Origin of the sequence: Hoeflea sp. IMCC20628 (assembly GCF_001011155.1) — a bacterium.
Classification (GTDB): Bacteria; Pseudomonadota; Alphaproteobacteria; order Rhizobiales; family Rhizobiaceae; genus Hoeflea.
In genome coordinates this window covers 3,875,241-3,891,437 of record NZ_CP011479.1, presented here as the reverse complement: position 1 = coordinate 3,891,437, position 16,197 = coordinate 3,875,241, and the positions used below count along the sequence as shown (strand labels likewise).

Annotated in this window: 9 protein-coding genes and 1 tRNA gene; 8 read left to right on the top strand and 2 right to left on the bottom strand. The window is 58.8% G+C overall.

Annotated features, from left to right (window positions below; genetic code table 11):
- Nucleotides 1-48: 48 nt before the first annotated feature.
- Both sulP and IMCC20628_RS18245 read left to right on the top strand, forming a co-directional pair.
- Nucleotides 49-1,836, top strand: coding sequence for a sulfate permease (gene sulP / locus IMCC20628_RS18250; protein ID WP_197078338.1), 1,788 nt, complete (start codon nucleotides 49-51; stop codon nucleotides 1,834-1,836).
- Nucleotides 1,833-2,462 carry a peroxiredoxin gene (locus IMCC20628_RS18245; protein WP_047031386.1) on the top strand — a complete coding sequence of 210 codons (630 nt, stop codon included), beginning with the start codon at nucleotides 1,833-1,835 and terminating at the stop codon, nucleotides 2,460-2,462. The genes sulP and IMCC20628_RS18245 overlap by 4 nt, the downstream gene beginning before the upstream one ends.
- An 87-nt stretch (nucleotides 2,463-2,549) precedes the next feature.
- Here the strand turns inward: IMCC20628_RS18245 and IMCC20628_RS18240 are convergent, their stop codons facing one another.
- The gene (locus IMCC20628_RS18240) at nucleotides 2,550-3,836 is read right to left on the bottom strand and encodes a hypothetical protein (RefSeq protein WP_156174571.1); all 1,287 of its coding nucleotides are present in this window, start codon (nucleotides 3,834-3,836) and stop codon (nucleotides 2,550-2,552) included.
- A gap of 254 nt (nucleotides 3,837-4,090) precedes the next feature.
- Between IMCC20628_RS18240 and IMCC20628_RS18235 the strand changes: the two genes are divergently transcribed.
- Entirely contained in the window at nucleotides 4,091-5,050 is a 960-nt protein-coding gene (locus tag IMCC20628_RS18235) for a nitronate monooxygenase family protein (RefSeq protein ID WP_047031384.1), read from the top strand.
- A 172-nt stretch (nucleotides 5,051-5,222) separates the two neighbouring features.
- Nucleotides 5,223-5,298: transfer RNA gene (locus IMCC20628_RS18230), tRNA-Thr, on the top strand.
- Nucleotides 5,299-5,656: 358 nt separating this feature from the next.
- Here IMCC20628_RS18230 and IMCC20628_RS18225 read toward each other — a convergent pair.
- Nucleotides 5,657-7,930 carry a glycoside hydrolase family 9 protein gene (locus tag IMCC20628_RS18225; protein ID WP_047031383.1) on the bottom strand — a complete coding sequence of 758 codons (2,274 nt, stop codon included), beginning with the start codon at nucleotides 7,928-7,930 and terminating at the stop codon, nucleotides 5,657-5,659.
- Nucleotides 7,931-8,397: 467 nt separating this feature from the next.
- Here IMCC20628_RS18225 and bcsA point away from each other — a divergent pair, with 467 nt between their 5' ends.
- From bcsA to bcsN, 4 genes are read left to right on the top strand one after another with little or no spacing between them, the layout of a single operon-like run.
- Complete coding sequence (gene bcsA, locus IMCC20628_RS18220; protein WP_245307819.1) at nucleotides 8,398-10,656, top strand: UDP-forming cellulose synthase catalytic subunit; 2,259 nt, start codon at nucleotides 8,398-8,400, stop codon at nucleotides 10,654-10,656.
- A complete protein-coding gene (locus IMCC20628_RS18215) occupies nucleotides 10,649-13,015 on the top strand; it encodes a cellulose biosynthesis cyclic di-GMP-binding regulatory protein BcsB (protein ID WP_047031382.1) in 2,367 nt (788 codons plus the stop codon). The genes bcsA and IMCC20628_RS18215 overlap by 8 nt, the downstream gene beginning before the upstream one ends.
- On the top strand, nucleotides 13,012-15,162 hold the full coding sequence (locus IMCC20628_RS18210) for a hypothetical protein (RefSeq protein WP_047031381.1): 2,151 nt from the start codon (nucleotides 13,012-13,014) through the stop codon (nucleotides 15,160-15,162). Before IMCC20628_RS18215 ends, IMCC20628_RS18210 begins: the two co-directional genes overlap by 4 nt.
- Nucleotides 15,163-15,167: 5 nt before the next feature.
- A complete protein-coding gene (gene bcsN / locus IMCC20628_RS18205) occupies nucleotides 15,168-16,103 on the top strand; it encodes a cellulose biosynthesis protein BcsN (RefSeq protein ID WP_047031380.1) in 936 nt (311 codons plus the stop codon).
- Nucleotides 16,104-16,197: the final 94 nt, after the last annotated feature.

Below are 16,197 nucleotides of genomic sequence, written 5' to 3'. Positions count from 1 at the left end.
TGCGGTATATCAAGACGCTGACGCTGTTTGCGCAGTAAGGACATCGACATGCTGAAAGACTCCGTCCTCATCAATCGCCTTGCGCGCATCATGCCGGTCTTTGACTGGGGTCGCCGCTACAACCGCGACGCGCTGAGCAATGACCTTGTCGCAGCCGTGATCGTCACCATCATGCTGATCCCGCAGTCGCTGGCCTATGCGCTGCTGGCCGGTCTTCCCGCCGAGACCGGGATCTACGCCTCGATCGCGCCGATCATCCTTTACGCGATCTTCGGCACCAGCCGGGCGCTGGCCGTCGGGCCGGTCGCGGTGGTGTCGCTGATGACCGCGGCGGCGATAGGAAACCTGGCGGCACCCGGATCCCCCGAACTGCTGACCGCCGCGATCACGCTGGCCTTCATGTCAGGTATTTTCCTGATTCTCCTCGGCGTTTTCCGGTTAGGCTTTCTCGCCAACTTCTTGTCGCACCCAGTCATCGCCGGTTTCATCACCGCGTCGGGAATTCTCATCGCCACCAGCCAGTTGCGTCACATCCTCGGGATTTCTTCCGGCGGCGCAAATCTGCCGGAACTGCTCGGGTCACTGTATGAGCACTTGGGCGAAATCAACTGGACCACCTTTGCCATTGGCGTGGGCGCCACCGCCTTTTTGTTCTGGGTGCGCAAGGGGCTGAAGCCGCTGTTGCTGTCGTCCGGGGTGAAGCCGAAACTGGCCGGCGTGCTGGCCAAGGCCGGACCGGTGGCAGCCGTGGTCGTCACCATCTTCGTCACCTGGCTTTTCAATCTGAGCGAAACCGCCGGGGTGCGGGTCGTCGGCGATGTGCCGCAAGGCCTGCCGCCGCTGACCATGCCGTCCTTCTCACCCGATCTGTGGGGCACGCTGATCGGCTCTGCGGTGCTGATCTCGATCATCGGCTTTGTCGAATCCGTGTCGGTCGCCCAGACCCTTGCTGCGCGCAAACGCCAGCGCATTGTGCCCGATCAGGAACTGATCGGCCTGGGTGCTGCCAATGTCGGCGCAGCCTTTACCGGCGGCTATCCGGTCACCGGCGGTTTTGCCCGTTCCGTGGTCAATTTCGACGCCGGAGCGGAAACCCCGGCAGCAGGCGCCTACACCGCAGTCGGCCTGATGCTGGCGGCGATGCTGCTGACGCCGCTGATTTATCATCTGCCCCAGGCGACGCTTGCCGCCACCATCATTGTCGCGGTTCTCTCGCTGGTGGATTTCTCGATCCTGAAGAAGACCTGGGTCTATTCCCGCGCCGATTTCATTGCTGTCAGTGTCACTATTTTGCTGACGCTCGGCTTTGGGGTCGAGGTTGGCGTGACCGCCGGCGTACTGATCTCGATCCTGATCCATCTTTACAAATCTTCCCGCCCGCATATGGCCGTTGTTGGCCGGGTGCCGGGCACCGAGCATTACCGCAATGTCAAGCGGCACAAGGTCGAGATGGATGACACGGTACTCACGCTGCGTGTCGATGAAAGCCTCTACTTTGCCAATGCGCGTTATCTGGAAGACAGCCTCTACGACATGGTTGCCGCCCGGCCTAAGCTCAAGCACGTTGTGCTGATGTGTCCGGCGGTCAACGAGATCGACATGAGTGCGCTGGAATCGCTCGAAGCGATCAATGAACGTCTCAAAGCGTTGGACGTCACCTTCAATCTCTCCGAGGTCAAAGGTCCGGTGATGGACAGGCTTCGCCGCGGCGACTTTCTCAATCATCTCAGCGGCAAGGTTTTCCTGAGCCAGCACCAGGCGATGGTTGAACTCACCGGAGATAAACCACACATAAAAGTTACAAGTTCCCCCGCCCAAGAAAGGACATCACAATGACAGTACGTATTGGCGATACCGCCCCTAATTTCAAAGCCGACACCACCAACGGCCCGATTGATTTTCACGAGTGGATCGGCTCATCCTGGGCCTTTTTCTTCAGTCATCCGGCCGATTTCACGCCGGTCTGCACCACCGAGATGGGCCGCACCTCGCAGCTGTCCGATCAGTTCGCAGCCCGCAACGTCAAGCCGATCGGTCTGTCGACAGACGGCGTCGAAGAGCACATGGCCTGGATCAAGGATGTCAACGACACACAGAACACCACGCTGACCTTTCCAATTGTCGCTGACAAGGATCTCAAGGTGGCTCAGCTTTATGACATGATCCACCCCAATGAGAGCACCACCGCAGCGGTACGCTCGGTCTTCATCATCGATCCGAACAAGAAGGTTCGCCTGATGCTGACTTACCCGATGAATGTCGGCCGCAATTTCGATGAGATTTTGCGGGTTATCGATGCGCTGCAGCTGGCTGACGCCAAGAAAGTCGCCACCCCGGCAGACTGGCGTCCGGGCGGCAAGGTGATCATCCCGCCGTCGATCTCCAATGAAGAGGCAAAGGGCATCTTCCCGCAGGGCTGGGAAGAGATCCGTCCCTACCTGCGCGTGACCGACGTAAGCTGACCCGGTCTGCACAAAACGAAAACGCCCGCTGTGAAGCGGGCGTTTTTTATGTCCGAAAGGTTTTGACGGAGGGGATATCCGGCTCAATCAGTTCAGCGGCTTGATCCGGACAGCCAGCAGGTCGATGCCCTTGCCGCCGCCTGAAATATCGCTGTTGATCACCAGGTTGCCGCCCTCGTTGGGTGCCAGAGCTCGATCGTAATCAAGGCTGAACAGGATGTCCGTGGTCTCGTAGGTCACGTCGAACCGGCGGCGGCCGCAATCGCCCAGTACCGAAAATTCGCATTTGACATATATCTGGGTCGGCTCGGGAGAAGCCGTGCGCACGGTGAGCGCCAACACCGATTGTCGTCCGGCCAGAGCCTGCATTACCTCGGTGCCGAGAGGTATCAGAACTTCTCCGCCTTCACCGCCCGTGAGGGATATGATCCGAAGCACGTTGCCGCCGTCGAGTTCAAGCAGTTCGGCGCTGGCGTTGCCGCGAACCTGCGGTGCGCCATCGCGGCCGGGTGTGAATACATTGGCCCACTCTCCCGAGAAACCGGCGCCGGGGTTGAGCTGTTGCGGCCCGCCGGCAAAGTCGTCACGACTGAGAGATGGCGGCGGGTTGGGCACGCTGGTATCGCGCTCCGACGCACTCTTCAACGCGCCAACTTCGACCAGCCACCAGACGCCAATGCCAAGGAATGACAGCATCACTGCCGCTGAGAAGAACGATGCAAAGGCTCCCCGCTGGCGTTTTTCCTTGCGCGGTTTGGGAACCTTGACCTTTTTGGCTGGCTTGGCTGATTTGGCAGGCTTTGCTGCACCAGCGACCGGAGCCTCGATATGTGGCGGGCGCTCGGCGTCCAGCCCGGCGAAAGCTGTTCCCGCTGTCGCATGGTCATTGGCATCGGGTGCGAAATCGAGAGCGGCGTCGCCACGAGGCGTCGCCCGGCCCTGGGTGTTTTGCAGGACTGGCGCAACAAGCGGCGCTGGCTGGTGCGCGATTCCTGCGGATGTTTCCATATCATCCCGGGAGTGGATATCTTGCTCCAGGCCGTCGTGTTCCGGTCCGAGAGCTTTCGAGGTGTCATAAACCGGACGGTCGGGCGCGGCTGTCTCTACGGAAACGGGCGGCGGGTCAAACGCGGACGACACAGTGGGCGCAGCAGGCGCTTCACCGGGAGGGGTCCATTCAGTCTCGATTTCGGCGATCAGGATCTCCAGCCGCTGCCGGTGCTCGGTAATCCGTTCCGGGTCGATGATATCCTGCCGTTCGAGGCTTCTGTCGAGAGCAGCACGGGCAGAATCATAGATATGACGGCGCGCCTGCGCGCCGGGAATCCCTGCCTTGTCCAGTGCTGTGCGAATTGCCGCTTCCATGCCGCTCAATGATCTGTCTCCGTGCCGCGTGGTCTGGTCATTGCCAGTCGCTGCAAAATGGCCAAGGCCCGGCAGTCGCCGCCCGTCGGCTCGTGCCTTTTTCTTGTGCGTATCCGCTAACCCGGTAAAACTCAAGCGCGCAGCGGCTTCCTGGTCCATCCACCTGTGGAAGTGCTGTCGCTGATAACCGTCTTTTCAGCGCCGGCTGGCTCTGCTATGAAAATTGACGTTTGCGTAAACGTCACTGTAATTTGCGAGGCTTCATGACACTTCCCGCCATCCTCAAGGACAATTTCCGGCTGCCCGTGGTTGCCGCGCCCCTGTTCATTATTTCGCATCCGGCGCTGGTCATGGCCCAGTGCAAGGCAGGGGTGATGGGGTCGTTTCCTGCGCTCAACGCCCGTCCGGAAGCCCAGCTCGATGAATGGCTGGCCGAAATCACCGAAGGTCTTGCCGATCACAACGCCAAGAATCCGGACCGCCCGGCGGCGCCCTTTGCCGTCAACCAGATCGTTCACCGCTCCAACACCCGGCTCGAGCATGATCTGAGCATGTGCGTCAAATACAAGGTGCCGGTGGTGATTTCCTCGCTTGGCGCAGTGCCCGAGGTCAATGCCGCGATTCATTCCTATGGCGGCATCGTGCTGCATGACATCATCAACAACCGCCATGCTCATTCGGCCATCAAAAAGGGCGCTGATGGCCTGATCGCCGTTGCCGCCGGCGCCGGCGGCCATGCCGGTCCGCTCTCCCCCTTCGCGCTGATTCAGGAGATCCGCGAATGGTTTGACGGCCCGCTGCTGCTCTCGGGCGCTATCTCCACCGGCGGGGCGGTTCTTGCTGCCCAGGCCATGGGCGCCGACATGGCCTATATCGGTTCACCCTTCATCGCCACCGATGAAGCCCGCGCGGTTGATGAATACAAGCAGATGATTGTCGACAGCACCGCCAAGGACATTGTCTATTCCAACTATTTTACCGGCATTCCAGGCAATTATCTCAAGCCGTCGATTTCCGCATCCGGCATGGATCCGGACAATCTGCCTGAAGCCGACGCGACCAAAATGGATTTCGATAGCGCCACGTCCGGCCCCAAAGCCTGGAAAGAGATCTGGGGCTGTGGCCAGGGCATCGGCGCTGTGAAGAAGATTGGTCCTGTCGCCGATCTCGTCGACCGGCTGGAAAGCGAATACAAGGCAACCCGGGCACGGCTGGCGTTGTAAAACAGGGCAATGCCGTCAAAAGCCGGGGTACATTGCTGGGCTGCCATTAACACCGGCTCTAAAAAAACACGGCGGCTTTGCATGGCCGCTTGAAATCGGGGGGCAATCACGGTATTTGCCCTCCATCCCGCGGGTGCGGCTTTGGCCGCCAATCCTGCGCATGAACTGGTACGCCGCTTTAGCTCAGGTGGTAGAGCACATCATTCGTAATGATGGGGTCGCAGGTTCGAGTCCTGCAAGCGGCACCAGATTATCGCATCGACACGATGTTTTGATGCGATTTATTATAAAACCTGTTTTTATTCCCCCTATGGATCGCCTTCCGAGCGTCGATGGAATGCCGTGTTGAACGCATCAAGGAAACTGGTGGGCAAGGACGGTGGGCCCAACAAGGGCACAAACCAGCAAGGATCTACCGGGTCAACGTCACAGGCTCCGGAGCAGGCGGGCAGACGCCGCCTGGCTGGTGACACGGCACGGGCCGCTATCATTCCACGGGAAGGTCGTCATTGATGTCTCGGACGGCTATTCCAACCTGAAAGTCGATGCCGCTGCACTCATGTCGCCTCGCCTGCGATTGCCCTGCGGGCTGAGTATCGATTGAGGCTACCGGGTATCGGCAAGGAACGACGCGATCCAGGTCAGCGGCGCGTTCCAGTTGATGGCAATCTCATTGGTCGAAAACGAACGTGAATCATCTACATAACACGTTTGCGGCGCACATCCCTTCAGGGTCTTGATGGCGTAATCATCGGCTAGCCCACTGTTGGGGCCACCTGCCAGCGCGCCCTTGGGCGGCGGTGGATAGGACGGATCGGCGCTGGCGGCAAACATGTAGGAAAACTGCTGATGCGAATAGCTGGTGCCGTAACCGGTGACATAGGAGTTTCCAAGCGCATTGCGCCCCAGCAGATAATCCATGCTCTCACGCACCGACTGCAGGTAACGCCGCTCGCCGGTCACGTCAAAAGCGGTGGCGACAACGATCATGTTCTGGATCAGGGATTGGTTCGATCCCCAGCCAAAACCGTCCTTCGGATTGTACATCAAACCGAAAGCTTCCTTCTTCTGCAGGTGCAGATAGGCGTCGGCAGCCTTTTTGACCGAACTACGGATAGCCCTCAGATCCTTTTTTGACAGGTTCGATGGCACCGAGGCGAGTTGGATACGTGCCAAAGCCGCCACAGCACGCCAACTGAAACCATCGGGATAAAACACCGGACCAGACCAGTGCGGCGAAGCCTTGGCGCGCTTGAGCCAGAGCGGATCACCGGTTGTCAGATAAAGCTCGGACGCCGCCCAGTAAAATTCATCCGAGACATCGTCATCCTGATAATCGCCGCCGCCGAAACTGCCATCGGTGGAAGGCGCATAGAGCTTCGGATTGGCTTCCGCTGCGTGATAGGCATGAATGGCTGCAGTCAGCAGCCATTGTGCATAGTCTTTGTTGGTTCGCGCGAAAAGCCGGGCTCCCTGCGCCGCAGCGGCGGCCAGATTGAGCGTTGCTGCTGTCGAGGGGCGATGCAGAACACGCTCTTCTTTATCATTGTGCGGGAGCAGCGGTCCGGATGGCCAACCTTTGCCATGAACCTTGTGATGCGCCATGCCGGCATAGGGTTGGCCCTCGGGAACAGTCATCGAAATCAGGAAATCAAGCTCCCAACGGGCTTCGTCGAGTATATCGGCAACACCATTGCCAGCCTCCGGTATCCGCACCAGGCGGTCAGACAGTGCCGGCGACGCGCCGCCACCATGGTTGAGTGCCCTCTCATAAACACCGAGCAACTGTGCGGTGGCAATTCCGCCATTGACCACATATTTTCCAAAGTCTCCGGCGTCATACCAGCCGCCGGAGACATTGAGCCTGTAGCTGCAACTCCAGTCTTTGCCATAGACCTTGCGGGCCGTTTTGGTGTCGAGACAGCCGACCGATGTATCGCCGCGGTTGGGCTTCTTGCCGAGATGTCCGGCAGGGCGCCCATAGCCTTTGCCTGCCAGGTCCTGCTTGATTTCGATGCCACTGCGCACCTTGTAAAAATAGGACAGCGCATCATTGCGCAAGGCGCCATATGCATCGCGGGAGATCGAGAATGGGGGACTGGTTTCGGAACCGGCGATCAATCGGTAACCATCACCAACCCTGTCGAAACTGCTGAAATCAATGGTTTGAACCTCAAGCCCGGAGGATTTGTCATGCCCGTTCGCATTGGTTTTTCCACTCGTCATTAGCTTTCCGGTGGACGAAACGAGCTTCCAGTCCAATCGGGAGTTTCCCTTGCGCACCAGCGTGGCGCGCTTTGGACCATCAGGGAAATAAGCCAGCTGATTGACCCGGATCGCAGATATGCCGCTGGTCGCAGCGACCGGAGATATCTTTTCGCCGGTCATCAGTGATGCCGAATGCAGACAAAACCGCCAGGACGTGTCCGATCCGCCGAGCTGGAAAACAAGCTGCGCCGGTGCGTGGGTTTCTCCTGCAGTAAAACTCTCGCTCAGCGTCTGCTTGTCCGTCGACACGCGACGCTTGATCTCGCCTTCAGGCGTCCATGGCTCTGCTACCTTTTGAGCAATCGCCCTCATCGGCCCATCCGGATCTCCGGAGGCAATGATCGACAGGCGATAATGCTCTCCCTTGGTCAACCGGAGCCCGTTAAAGCCGAGAATTGCGTCCCAGGGCTGGTCTGTGCCACCAGCCACCGAGCCACAAAGTTCACCCGGCCGGTAGTCAAACTTGATGTTTGGTGTGGCCCACCATTCGCCAACAAGCGTTGATTTCACAAACGCCGGATCGGGCATCATTTCTGTTGCCTTGGCATGGGAAGACATGGCGTGTGCCGCCAGCATTGCAAAGAGGCCGATCATGGCCTTTGGGTGCGTCATGGCTGTTTCCGTGGTCGGGAATGACGACCCTGTTGGCCGTGTTGCATCATTTGAAAATTAGACTCTCGCCGTGAACAAAGCCTTAATCGGCATACCCCAGATGGCTTCATCGCAGCCAGGGAGTGGCATGGGCCACCCCGTTTTTCTTTGGGATCGGCGCAACATGTCGCCCTTTTCCTGCTCAGAACTGGCTCTGATTCAGCTTTGCTGCTGTTTGAAAGGGCGTTCTTGCTGGTTCGTAGGAGGGCCAGTGGATGTGTCATCGGTTTCAGCGAGTTGACCTTGCACTCAATGCCACCGGCTGGCTCTTCATGGCTTCTATCCAGCAACTGACCAGGCGCATATTACCTAAAATCATTTTGCGTCAGATTATTAGGAATGCGTGAACCATTCTGGCTCTAAAAGCACTCTGCGCAAAGCGCGTGTTCTCTGCATGATGCAGAGCCTATGAAAGATGTGAGGTAATCATGCACATGATGTGCACTAAATGGCCGGCGCTGCTGGCCGGCTTTCTCGGGGTGACATTATTATGGCTCCCCCTGAGCCTTCAGGCTCAGCTGGTTTTAAGTCTGGCTGCCCTTGGTGTGATGTTTTTCGGCATGACTCGGCCAAAGAACACCGTTTTTCGAATGATCACCTTTGTTTTTTGCGGCGTGTTGGCGATGCGCTACGCATTCTGGCGGACGACTGAAACCTTGCCGTCCATCTCGGAGCCGCAAAACTTCATTCCCGGATTGCTGCTTTACATTGCCGAGATGTATTGCCTGGTAATGCTGGCTGTCAGCTTCTTCATGCTGGCCGATCCAATCAAGCGCGTTGCGCCGAAGGTTCGTTCGCTCGATGCCCTCCCGAGCATCGACGTGTTCATTCCTACCTACAATGAGGATCCGGAACTTCTGGCTGCGACGCTGGCCGCGGCCAAATCCATGATTTACCCGCGTGACAAGATGTCGATCTGGCTGCTTGACGATGGCGGAACCGAAGCCAAGCGGTCGCAAAAGGATCCGATTCTGGCGCTCGCCGCAACACGGCGGCACGAGCAACTCAAAGCGCTTTGCAAGGCAATGGGCGTGAACTATCACGCACGCAAGAAAAACGATCATGCCAAGGCCGGCAACCTGAATGATGGTCTGCGGATCTCCAAGGCCGACCTCGTGGTCGTGTTTGACGCCGATCATGCGCCGGTGCGTGAGTTTCTCAAGGAGACCGTCAGCTTCTTTATGGAAGATGCCAAACTCTTCCTGGTTCAGACTCCACATTATTTTCTCAATCCAGATCCGCTTGAGAAAAACCTGCGCACGTTCGGTTCGATGCCGTCGGAAAACGAGATGTTTTACTCCGTGCTGCAAAGCGGCCTGGACAAATGGAATGCGTCGTTCTTTTGCGGCTCAGCGGCGGTTCTACGCCGGAAGGCTCTGGAATCGGTTGGCGGGTTTTCCGGTCAGACGATCACCGAGGATTGCGAGACCGCGCTGAGCCTTCACGCCAAGGGGTGGCATTCGCATTATGTTGACAAGCCGCTGATCGCCGGCCTGCAGCCCGAAACTTTCGTCGCCTTCATCGGTCAGCGCGCTCGCTGGTGTCAGGGCATGTTGCAAATTCTGATCCTGAACCGACCGTTTCTCGCCAAAGGTCTGACTGTCGGACAGCGCATTTGTTATGCCGGCATCAATCTGTTCTGGCTGTTTCCGCTGTCGCGGCTGGCTTTCATGGTGTCGCCGCTGCTCTACATCTTCTTTTCGCTGGAGATCTACCAGGCCAACATCCAGGAGTTCGGCGTCTACGCCTTGACCTACCTGATCGCCTCCTTCGCCATGCAGAGTTACCTTTATGGCAAAGTCCGGTGGCCCTGGGTGTCCGAATTGTACGAATATGTCCAGTCACTCATGCTGATCGGATCAATTGTCAGTGTGATCCGCAATCCACGCAAACCGACCTTCAATGTCACCGCCAAAGGACAGACGCTGAATTCGGATGGGCTTTCGCCAATCGCAATTCCATATTTCATCATGTTTTATGTGCTTTTGGCGGCTGCGGCCTATTCGTTCTGGCGGCTTGCGACCGAACCGGTTGCTTCAGACCTTCTGCTGATTGTTGCGATGTGGAACCTGCTCAATCTCATTCTCGCCGGGGCAGGGCTGGGCGTTGTTGCCGAACGCAAGGAGTTGCGCCGCAATCAGCGTCTGCCGATCCGGCGTCACGGCTTGCTGCGACAGGGCGACCGCACCTGGAACATCATCCTGCTGGACGCCTCAAGCGGTGGCGTTTCGGTTCAGTTCCCCGAGCACGAGCCTGATATCGATCCCGACACCGATTGGTCCGGAGTCATTGAAGTGCGCCGCGGCGGCAGGGCGGTTTCCTTCCCCGTCACCATACGCTCCGTGCGAGACTTCGACGGTACCAACGTGTTTGGTTTCGCCTATCCCGAGCGGATGCCGGAGACATTCATGGCGATCGCCGAGATCATGTACTCGGATCAGGGGGTGCTTCAGGATCGTATTTCACGCCGCCAGATACGCATCGACATCATCCGCGGAACGCTGCGTTTCCTGCGCTGGAGCATGGTCGAATCATTCCGGGCAACAGGCTATCTGCTTGGTTTCACCCGGCTGGACAAGACCGAGTCCCATGCCGACGCGCCGATTGTGGTCAAGGAAAACAACGCCCAGATCCCGGGTAAAGTGCAGCAAATGATGACAGTGAATGGAGAACGGTCCCATGCTTAAACTGCTCTCCTCACTGGCGACGGCAGCCTTGTTGGCAACAGTCGGTGCGCAAACTGCGAAGGCGCAAAGTCTGCTGACAGAAGCCCCGGTCGCAAATCCTGTTGTTTCCCTAAAGGGCCTTGGACAAAGCACCATCCTGTCGACCCGCCCGGTGGCTATGGCCAATGCGATCATGCATCACGATGCAAGCCTGACCGCATTCGAACAACCGAAATCGGCACTCAGGTTCACCGGCGAAGATGATGTTATCAACCTGACCTTCGTTCTCGATGCCCAGAATATCGCAGCCGGCGGCGATCTCGTGATCGCCTATCGCAATGCAGTCTCCGTGATGCCCGAAACCTCCGTGGTATCGGTCATGGTCAACGGCTCGCCAGCGGGCGAATTTCCGATCCGCTCGCCATCCGGTTTTGACAAGCAGGTTCTCAATGTTTCACCAGCGCTGCTGCGCACAGGCGTCAATGAAGTCCGTCTGCGCGCTGTTCAGCGTCATCGGGTCGATTGCTCGATGGAAGCCACCTACGAATTGTGGACAGAGATCGACTATCAGTCATCTGGCTTTCGGACTCAGACCCAGCGCGGATTGAATGGTTTTTCAGGCTTGCGTAGCGTGGGCCGCAACGACCAGGGGCTGACGGATGTGCGGCTGGTCTTGCGCGATGGCGCGGGTGCCAACGCGCTCAACCGGGCGGCGTCCTTGGTTCAGACATTGGCACTGGTTCTCAATCGCGATGACATCTCAGTCACGGTTGCCGAAAGCGAGGGGCATGGTCCAGGCATAGATCTGGTTGTTGTCACAGATACCGATCCCGACTCAGCAAGTGTGTTGGTTGGTAATGAACCTTATGGCTTGTCGGTCGCCGACAGCGCTGATCCCGCACGCGCCCGTGTCGTGCTTCACGCTGCCACGGACGGTGAAATTCCGGGCATGCTGCTATCGGCCATTCAGGGGCAACTCAAGACAGTGCTCGATACCGGCATTCGCGCCGGACGCAAGGGCGAGATCCGCACTGAGGCATCAAGTGTCTACACCCTTGCCGATGCCGGCTATGTGGCGACTCCGTTCAGCGGTCGTCTGTTCACCACGCGCTTTGACATGGTCCTGCCTGCCGACTTCTATCCGGCAGACTACGCAACCCTGGATCTGGCATTGAACGCCGCAACTTCGCCCGGTCTCAAGCCGACTTCGCAACTACTCGTTCGGGTCAATGACCGCGTCGTCAAGAGCCTGCCGATGCGGGACACAAATGGGCAAACATTTTCCGGCCGCAAGCTGGAATTGCCGCTTCGAGCTTTCCGGCCTGGCCGCAACCAGATCGAGTTGCTGGCCGAACTCGAACGCGGGGCCGACGACAGTTGCATCTTCGCCGAGCGGGACGATTCGATTCCCCGGTTTATCCTTCTCGACACAACCGAAATCAGGGTTCCCGCCTTGGCGCGGGTTGCGCGATCGCCCGAACTGGCGGCCATGGCGGGATCAGCCTACCCCTATGCCGGTTCCGCGGGGTTCACGGTTCATGCGCTCAAGCCTGATGTCAATTCGGTTTCGGCAGCCATGACCATGATCGCCAAATTGAGCCTTGTCGCGCGCGCGCCGGCTCCGGCGCAGGTGGTCTTCGGTCCGCCGGATGCGACGGGTGGCGGGAATGCCATCGTGATCGCGTCAAAGCGCGCTGTCGAGGAGTTGGTGGAACAGGGTGCAGGTGGATTTATCGCGACACCGCAACAGATTGATTTTGCCCTTGCCGAGAGATTTGTCGATCCGATTTCAACCTCATCGATCCATCTGCCAGGGGCCGCAATTCCGCGTGCCATGACGACTGACCCGGTCGCGTTGCTTGATGCGTTTCGGCAGTCCACGCGCAACCTTGGCGAAGAGAGCACGTCGATGCACAGCCTCAGCGTTGGCGTCACCGATGCATTCCGGACGCTGCGGTCGTGGCTCAAATATGAGACTTCCTCGGATGCCGTGCCGTTGGTTGAACCTCGACGCAAGGCTGTGCTTTCGCAGCGCCCGCGCGCTTCGGGCACGGGTGTCGTGACCTGGCTCACTGCGGACTCTGCGCCCGATATGCGCGATGCCTCCAACCTGCTTGCCGATCCTGCAGTGTGGAACCGCCTCGAAGGCGAGAACCTGGTTCTCGACCTCGATACGGGTTCGATCCGTAGTACCCGGCCGCAGGCGTACTTCGCCCATGAGATCAAGAATTATGATCCGGGCAACCTGCGCCGGATCGCGGCGGCGTGGTTCTCCGATCACTTCCGCATCTATGTCGCGCTGGTCATTGCACTGATGGCTGTATTCGCGATCTGGCTGGGTCGGGTTGTTCCCGGAGCAGGTGTGAGGACCGACCGATGAAACCGAGCAATCATGCCATGGGTTCGACCCGACAGGACAAACTGTGTGAGGTTGATTGCAGGTTGATCCGACGCGGAGCAATCGGCTGGGTAGCGGTTCTGATGGGCGTCGGCGTGTTGGCGCTGTCCAGCGTGACACCGGTTATGGCGGAGGTTTCCGCGCAGCTCTTGATCGCCAGTGCCCGACAGCCTTTCACCGTTGATCTGGCCGGGCAATCCGTTCCGCCTGAAACTGCCAAGTTGGCGGTTCCGCAGCCGACGGCAGCTTCAGGGCTGCTGCTCGATCCGGTCCAGACAGCGGCACTTTACTACTATGCCAAGGAACGGCAGATCGACCGGGTCGAGGCGGAAATCGAACGTTTGCAGGCCATGCATCCGGGTTTCGTGCCGCCTCAGGACCTCTACATCGCGGCCGACAGGATTGTGCCTGACGAGACAAATCTGTGGGACATGTTTGCGCGCGACGATTTCACCGGGATCGACGCCGAAATCATGCGTCGCAATGCTGAAGATTCCGCGTGGGAACCGACTGCTGATTTTCAAACGAAGCTGGTGCGCAAGAAACTGCGGGTCCGCATGAAGGAACTGACCGAGGCCCAGGACTGGCTGGCGCTGGTGGATGTTGCGGCGCGGATCGATCCGGCAACTGAAACGGATGTCGATCTGGTCTGGATGCGTATCGATGCATTGTCGGCGGCAGGTGACACGGATGACCTCGCGCGCTCGATTCGCGGCCTTCTGGCACGCCAGGGCAAGGAGCGGTTGGCCGATGCGGATCTGATCGTCACCCTGCAGAAAGCATTGAGAGATTTTCCCGCTTCCGAGATACGGTTGGTGGCAGCCACGCTCTGGCCGGAAAATTCGGGGATCTATCTGCCTTCCGCACTGCGGATTGATCTGGCACGCAAGGAAGTCGCCGAATTCAATGCCGAGAAGGACGCTGCTCCGGTGTCCCCGGAGACCCTGCGGCTTTTGTCCGTCGAAACCAGAAAGAGCCGCACACCGGAAGATCTGTCGATGCTTGGATGGCATGATCTCAAGATGGAGACCCCTCAAACGGCGGAAGGCTGGTTTTCGGCCGCCATGGAGGTCGCGCCTGATCCGGAAAACGCCAAGGGGATGTATCTCAGCCTTGCGCGTCAAAAACTCGACAAGAAGGCCTATGAATTCGCGGTGGCCCATCTGCCGGATCTTTCGGACGATCCGGTTTTCCTGATGAACGTCCTGTCGCCGCGGTTCGGCAATCCGGATCAGGGTGTTGTCGGTGCGGATTCCGTACTTGCCTATTCAACCGCCATTCTGGAAACAAGCTCTGCCGGACACGCCGAAATCCTTGGCTGGTATGCCTATAATTCCCGCCAGTTTGAAGCCGCCGAAGCCTGGTTTCGGCAGTCCTATGACTGGGAGGCGTCCGCTGACCGGCTCAAGGGGTTGGCGCTGACTTTGGTGAGGCTCAAGAAGAAGAGCGATTATGCCGCCTTGAAGGCTGAATACGTTGGAGCATATCCGGACATCTGGCCAGAAATCGTTGCGGCTCCAGCTCCCAAGGGGCTCAAGGCAGCTTCGGTCGGCGGGCCTGCGTCCGGGGTCAAGTCCAGCTATATCAAACAGTTCGAGGCGAAGAACTATCCTGCATGCCTGCGCGAAATCGATCGTCTCGGCGCGGCCGGATCCAAACCGTCCGTTGCGGTGATGCGCGGCTGGTGCGAGCTTGGTCTGAAGCGGTTCAGCGATGCGCGGGCGTCCTTCGAAGCAGCCATGGCAGGCTCCGGGAAGACCCGCTCCGACGCAGTCTATGGCGCCGGGCTTGCGCTTTTGGGCGCGCGGCTGACAGATGAAGCAGAGGCGTTGATCTCTGCCTGGCCGCTGTCGAGCACGCGGGAGCGGGAGCTCAAGTCCGAGATCTATTTCCAGCGGGCCAGATCGTCATTCGATCACCAGCAATACGACCGCACGATTCACGCGCTCGACGCCCGCGCCAGCCTGATTGCTGAACCACGGGACCTCACGCAGATGCGGGCCTGGGCTTACTACCATACGGGGCAATCAGAGCGCGCCAAGGCGGTGTTCCGCCAGCTCAATATGGTCATGCGTGACACCAGTTCTCTGGCGGCCATTGAACTGATCAACTCCAAACAGGGAAGATAAACCTCATGAAGCTGCATATCATGGCCATGATGGCCTTGGCGCTTACTGCTTCAGGCTGCGCCACTGGAGATGATCCCCTCATGGTCACCGGTGCGATAAAACCCGTCGCTCCGACATTGATCGCAGATGTTTCGCCCGACTATGCTGCAGCTTATCTGCCACAGGTTGCTGGCCGGGTTGAGGCCGTGCGGCAATCTTCCAAAACCGATCAGATTTTCCAAAGCGTTCTGTATCCCAATCCGGGATATGGCGACGGCGAGAACGAGCTCTCTGTCGACATCGCGCCGCCGTCAAAAGGAACATCATACTTTCAGGCTCCTACCCAGGGTCAGGTCACGCGCGAAATGCGCGCCGCATTGCCTGGTGTGAAGATGCAGGTCTCGACCGCGGTCGGCCAGAATTTGCACGGCCCGTTTGGCTATGCGATCGGCCAGCGCGCCAGTGGCGGCTCGTGCATTTTCGCCTGGCAGACGGCGGAGGACATCAGCCGCGCCGATCAGACCGGTTTCGGCAGGTTCACCCGTGCACGCTACGCTGCCAAAGTCAGGTTGCGTTACTGTCACCCCTCCATGAGCGAAGGCGGACTGGTGTCGTTGATGAGCGGTCTGCGGATCAAGGAAGTGTCTGGCTCGACCATCGAGATGTTGCGCTTTGCCGAAGGCTCCGGTGTCGCCGCCCGCGCCACCTATGCGACCGAAACGGTGCAGGCCCGCCCGGTTGTCGAACCGGCGAAGGTGGCGGTCACAGCGAGCCGGAAAAAAGATCCCGATGATGTCGCCATGCCGGTGCGCAACGCGCCGCGTGTGCTCAAGCCGGGAGAGCTGGCAGGCTATGCCCAGGCGCAGGCAAAGGCTACCGTCTTGGTCGCCAACACCGCGCCCGAGGCAACAGCGATATACAAGGCACCGGCCATACCCTTGCCCGGCGATCTCAATCGTTGAGCGGCTTTTGTCAGTGATGACGTCATGGTAGGCGCCTTGATCGGGCCTTTTTCCTCACGAACCACACCACGCCAGAATTCGGCCTCTGCGTTCC

Excerpts from the sequence above, each read along its gene's own strand:
- IMCC20628_RS18215 (WP_047031382.1), top strand. The coding sequence starts at position 10,649 with ATGCTTAAACTGCTCTCCTCACTGGCGACGGCAGCCTTGTTGGCAACA.
- sulP (WP_197078338.1), top strand. The coding sequence starts at position 49 with ATGCTGAAAGACTCCGTCCTCATCAATCGCCTTGCGCGCATCATGCCG.
- IMCC20628_RS18225 (WP_047031383.1), bottom strand. The coding sequence starts at position 7,930 with ATGACGCACCCAAAGGCCATGATCGGCCTCTTTGCAATGCTGGCGGCA.
- IMCC20628_RS18235 (WP_047031384.1), top strand. The coding sequence starts at position 4,091 with ATGACACTTCCCGCCATCCTCAAGGACAATTTCCGGCTGCCCGTGGTT.
- IMCC20628_RS18245 (WP_047031386.1), top strand. The coding sequence starts at position 1,833 with ATGACAGTACGTATTGGCGATACCGCCCCTAATTTCAAAGCCGACACC.
- bcsA (WP_245307819.1), top strand. The coding sequence starts at position 8,398 with ATGCACATGATGTGCACTAAATGGCCGGCGCTGCTGGCCGGCTTTCTC.
- IMCC20628_RS18210 (WP_047031381.1), top strand. The coding sequence starts at position 13,012 with ATGAAACCGAGCAATCATGCCATGGGTTCGACCCGACAGGACAAACTG.
- bcsN (WP_047031380.1), top strand. The coding sequence starts at position 15,168 with ATGAAGCTGCATATCATGGCCATGATGGCCTTGGCGCTTACTGCTTCA.